Raw genomic sequence first — 4,238 nt, 5'->3', positions numbered from 1 at the left:
ATAGCCGCTGTATTGCTTGTTTTGTGGTTGCTGGGATTTATCGCGTTTCACGTAACCTTCGGAGCGATCCATTTGCTGCTTGTGATCGCCGTTGTCCTGTTCATAGCGCATTTTCTGACGGGACGAAGCGCAGCCGCCTAGTCCGTACCGATTTCGGGGTCTGACCCTAGGAGCGCTCGGATCATTCCGACCATCGGAAAGGCATTCGTCTTGGACACCACCGAGCGAATGCCTACTTCGTGCGCATGTCTTTCCAAGTCGGCGCTGGCGTGTTGCGTGAAAAGGACGACAGGAACGGCCGGGGCTATTTCGGCCATTCGGCGTGCCGTTTCAATTCCATTGATGCCAGGCATTTGAAAATCCAGGATCACGATGTTCGGCCGCAGTTCCTTGAACATTTCCACAGCAGAAACGCCGTCCGCAGCTTCGCCGCAAATTTCCCAATCCGGATTGGCTTGCAAAACCGTGCGCAGAGAACGTCGCACCAACTCACTATCGTCTACAATCAGGAACCGCGTTCGCATCCGAATCCTTGTGCCACCTTCGCTGGTTTTTGAGATCACGCGCCGATCACCGCCATGCTCGTTACTGGAAGTAGTGCTGTGACGGTCGTTCCGCTTCCATTGGATTGAATGTCAAGGGTGCCGCCCAGCTCCCTCACGCGTTCCCGCATCCCGCTCAAACCCACACCGTGATTGTTGCCTACCAACATTGAAGCGCGGTGGTCGAGCGGTATGCCCTTGCCTTCATCGCACACCTGTACGCTAAGTGATTTGTCACGAGTAGGCATGATCCGAATCACAGCGGTCTTGCTCCCGGAGTGGCGATATACGTTAGTAAGGCATTCCTGAACAATCCGGAAAATCGAAATCTCCACTGTCGGAGGAAGCCTTCCAATTTCCGGGGAAAGATCAACCGTGACTTTCACTTTGCTACGCTCCCCAAATCCTTCCGCGAACATTCGGATTGCCGGCAAGAGGCCAATTTCGTCGAGTAGAGGTGGATGCAGCAGGTGCGAAATCGTGCGCGTTTGCTTGGATAGCTGCTCGATCAGTTCAGTATTCTGGTGCAGGGCTTCGCTCGCTGGAGGGCTCAGCTTGTCGGCCTGTTGGTAAACCAAACCATTGTTCATCGAGAGCGCTGCGAGTAGCGGGCCCACGCTATCGTGGAGATCGCGAGCGATACGGCGCCGTTCCTCATCCTGAGTCGTGATCAAGCGGGCGGAAAGAGTGCGCAAATCGCGGTTCAGCATCTCGAGCTGATAAGTCTTGCGATGGAGATCGGCAAAGACGCGCACTTTTGCGCGCAGCAATTCGGGGACGATTGGAACGGCGATGTAATCCACGGCGCCGCGCTGATAGGCTTTGAGGCGGTCGATATCCGTGAGATGCACAGCGGAAATGAAAATGATCGCGGTATTCTGGAATCGCGGGTGCTGGCGGATCATATCGGCGAGTTCGAAGCCATCGAGCTCGGGCATGCTGACGTCCATTAACACGACGGCGACGTTCGTCTTCAGCAGATGGTCAAGCGCCTCTTTTCCGGAACGTGCCTGGATCAGATTCTCGTCTAGCTCGTTTAGTATGGCTTCATACGTGACCAGCTTACCCGGCTGGTCATCCACCATGAGAATGTTGACCTTCTGGTGCTCAACCATTCTTTTCCTCACCTCGCTCGCGCGGAATCTAGCACAAGTCAAGATCTGGAAACAAAACTCGCAAACCGCCACATCATTCTAGCGATGGAACCACATTCGCAATGCCGAGAGCAATTGCTCTGTGTTCACCGGTTTTGCCAGATATTCTGACGCACCAGCTTCGAGACATTTCTCGCGATCGCCTTTCATGGCTTTCGCCGTCAAAGCCACGATTGGCAGTCGCCGGAACGAAGGATTTCGGCGGATAATCTGCATCGTCTCGTATCCGTCCATGTCCGGCATCATGATGTCCATCAAAACGATCGCGACATCAGAAGTGGACTCGAGCGTAGCGATTGCCTCTCGGCCTGTGCCCGCCGTCAGCACCGACATTCCCCGGCGCTCGAGTACGCTACTGAGCGCGAAAATGTTTCGCACGTCGTCGTCTACCACCAACACTTTTTTCCCCACAAGCGCTTCGTCGGAATGGTGCAGGAGGTCGAGCATCTTTTGCTTTTCGGCCGGTAAATCGGTGACTACGCGATGCAGGAACAGCGCGGTTTCGTCGAGAAGTCTTTCCGGCGATTCGACGCCTTTCACAACCACACTCCGCGCCAGCACATGGAGACGCGCGTCTTCTTCCGGTGTGAGATCTTTTCCGGTGAAGACCACAACCGGCAAGTGACTGAGCATCGGCGTATCGCGGAAGCGCTCCAAAATTTCGAATCCCGACATGTCTGGCAGGCGAAGATCGAGCACCACGCAATCAAAGGGTTGGTCGTCGAGCGCTGCAAGCGCCTCAGAACCTGTCGCCGCCAGCTCCACATCAATGTCCTCGTAACCTAGAAGCTCTCGAATGCTGAGCTGCTCGGCGGGATTGTCTTCCACCACCAGAAGCCTCTTGCGTCGAGGCGTTGTGTACTCTTTTATGCGCGACAACGCCATTTCAAGCTGTTCGGGCGTGGCTGGTTTGGTGACATAGGAAAATGCTCCGCGCGCCAGGCCGTGCTGCCTATCTTCATCGAGCGTCAACATCTGAATCGGAATATGCCGCGTGCTCGGATCCTGCTTCAGATGATTGAGCACCGTCCAGCCCAGCATGTCTGGCAAAAAGACATCGAGAGAGACGGCCGTCGGATGAAATTCTTGAGCGAGAGCCAACGCTTCCGCACCACGAGTGGCCACCAGGACTTTGAATCCTTTTTCGCGAGCCAGGTCACATAGCACGGTCGCAAAATACGGGTCATCTTCGACGATCAAGAGAGTCGCATCGTCCGGCTGCAGGTTTTCACGGTCATCTTTGACCGTGATTTGCTCGATGGCACGCTTCGAAGCCACAGCAGTGGCCAGTTGCCCGGCCGTTGTGGTCGTCACGGACGCCTTAGCGTCCGCGCTGGCAGCACCCGTCGAAGGACCTACATAGGTTTGAGGCAGATAAAGCGTGAATGTGCTGCCTTCATCCGGTGTGCTGCGAAGCTGAATTTCGCCACCCAAGAGGCCCGCGAGTTCGCGGCTAATCGCCAGGCCCAGGCCCGTGCCGCCGTACTTGCGGCTCGTGCCCGCGTCCGCCTGTTGGAAGGCCTCAAAGATGATGCGCTGCTTTTCGGGCGGAATTCCGATGCCCGTGTCGGTGACTTCGAACGCGACAACCGAGGCTGATCTTCCGAGGACCGGATGACCCTCGCTCCAGCCCATGTCGGCCGCAAACACGGAAAGTCTCACACCGCCTTTTTCCGTAAATTTGAAAGCGTTGGAGAGCAGATTCTTCAGCACCTGCTGCAGACGCTTCGAATCGGTGACCAGGCTGCGGGTCAGATTCGGATCCATCTTCACTTCGAAGTTCAGCCGCCGGTTTTCTGCTTCGTGACGGAACGGGCGAGCGATCATGTCGAGCAAGCTGGCGAAGAACACCTCCTCCGCCTGTACCGACACGGTGCCCGATTCGATCTTCGACAGGTCCAGAATGTCCGTAATCAAGTTCAGAAGATCGGTACCCGCTCCGTGAATCGTGCGCGCGAACTCCACCTGCTTCGTCGTCAAGTTCTTATCCGGATTGTCAGCCAGCTGCTGGCCAAGGACCAGGATGCTATTGAGGGGAGTGCGTAACTCGTGAGACATGTTGGCGAGGAACTCTGACTTGTACTTGGACGTGAGCGCCAGCTCCTTGGCTTTTTCTTCCACGGCGCGGCGGGCCTGTTCGATTTCTTGATTCTTGCGTTCTACTTCGACGTTCTGTTCGGCCAACTGCTGCGCCTTTTGCGCAAGCTGCTCGTTAGTCTGCTGCAACTCGGTCTGCTGCGTCTGGAGTTCGGTGGCCAATTGCTGAGATTGCTTCAGCAGGCCTTCCGTCTGCATCGTGGCCTCAATACTGTTGAGCACGATGCCGATGCTGGAAGTCAACTGGTCGAGGAACGCGAGGTGAGAAGCCGTGAATATGCGCAGCGAAGCAAGTTCGATCACAGCTTTTACACGGTCCTCGAACAAGATGGGAAGCACGATGATGCTTCGTGGCACGGACTGGAACAATCCAGAGCGGATTGGAATCGCGTCTGTCGGCACGTCGGTAATCAGCATGCGCTGTTTTTCGGCGGCGCATTGCCCT

General features: G+C 55.9%; 3 protein-coding genes. All 3 read right to left on the bottom strand.

Translation table 11 applies throughout. From position 1 onward, the window contains the following. Positions 1-137: 137 nt before the first annotated feature. Positions 138-524 (bottom strand): response regulator transcription factor, encoded by a 387-nt coding sequence (locus VNX88_18610; protein HWY70686.1) that lies wholly within the window; start codon positions 522-524, stop codon positions 138-140. Positions 525-559: 35 nt separating this feature from the next. Then, positions 560-1,657, bottom strand: a complete 1,098-nt coding sequence (locus VNX88_18605) for a response regulator (GenBank protein HWY70685.1) — start codon at positions 1,655-1,657, stop codon at positions 560-562. A gap of 78 nt (positions 1,658-1,735) precedes the next feature. Then, positions 1,736-4,238: response regulator (locus VNX88_18600; GenBank protein ID HWY70684.1), on the bottom strand; the 2,503-nt coding region annotated here is incomplete at its 5' end.

The sequence above is a fragment of the Terriglobales bacterium genome (assembly GCA_035567895.1).
GTDB lineage: Bacteria > Acidobacteriota > Terriglobia > Terriglobales > Acidobacteriaceae > Gp1-AA112.
Note: the sequence above shows the minus strand (reverse complement) of the source record. Positions and strands in the feature narration are given on the sequence as shown.

Excerpts from the sequence above, each read along its gene's own strand:
- VNX88_18610 (HWY70686.1), bottom strand. The coding sequence starts at position 524 with ATGCGAACGCGGTTCCTGATTGTAGACGATAGTGAGTTGGTGCGACGT.
- VNX88_18605 (HWY70685.1), bottom strand. The coding sequence starts at position 1,657 with ATGGTTGAGCACCAGAAGGTCAACATTCTCATGGTGGATGACCAGCCG.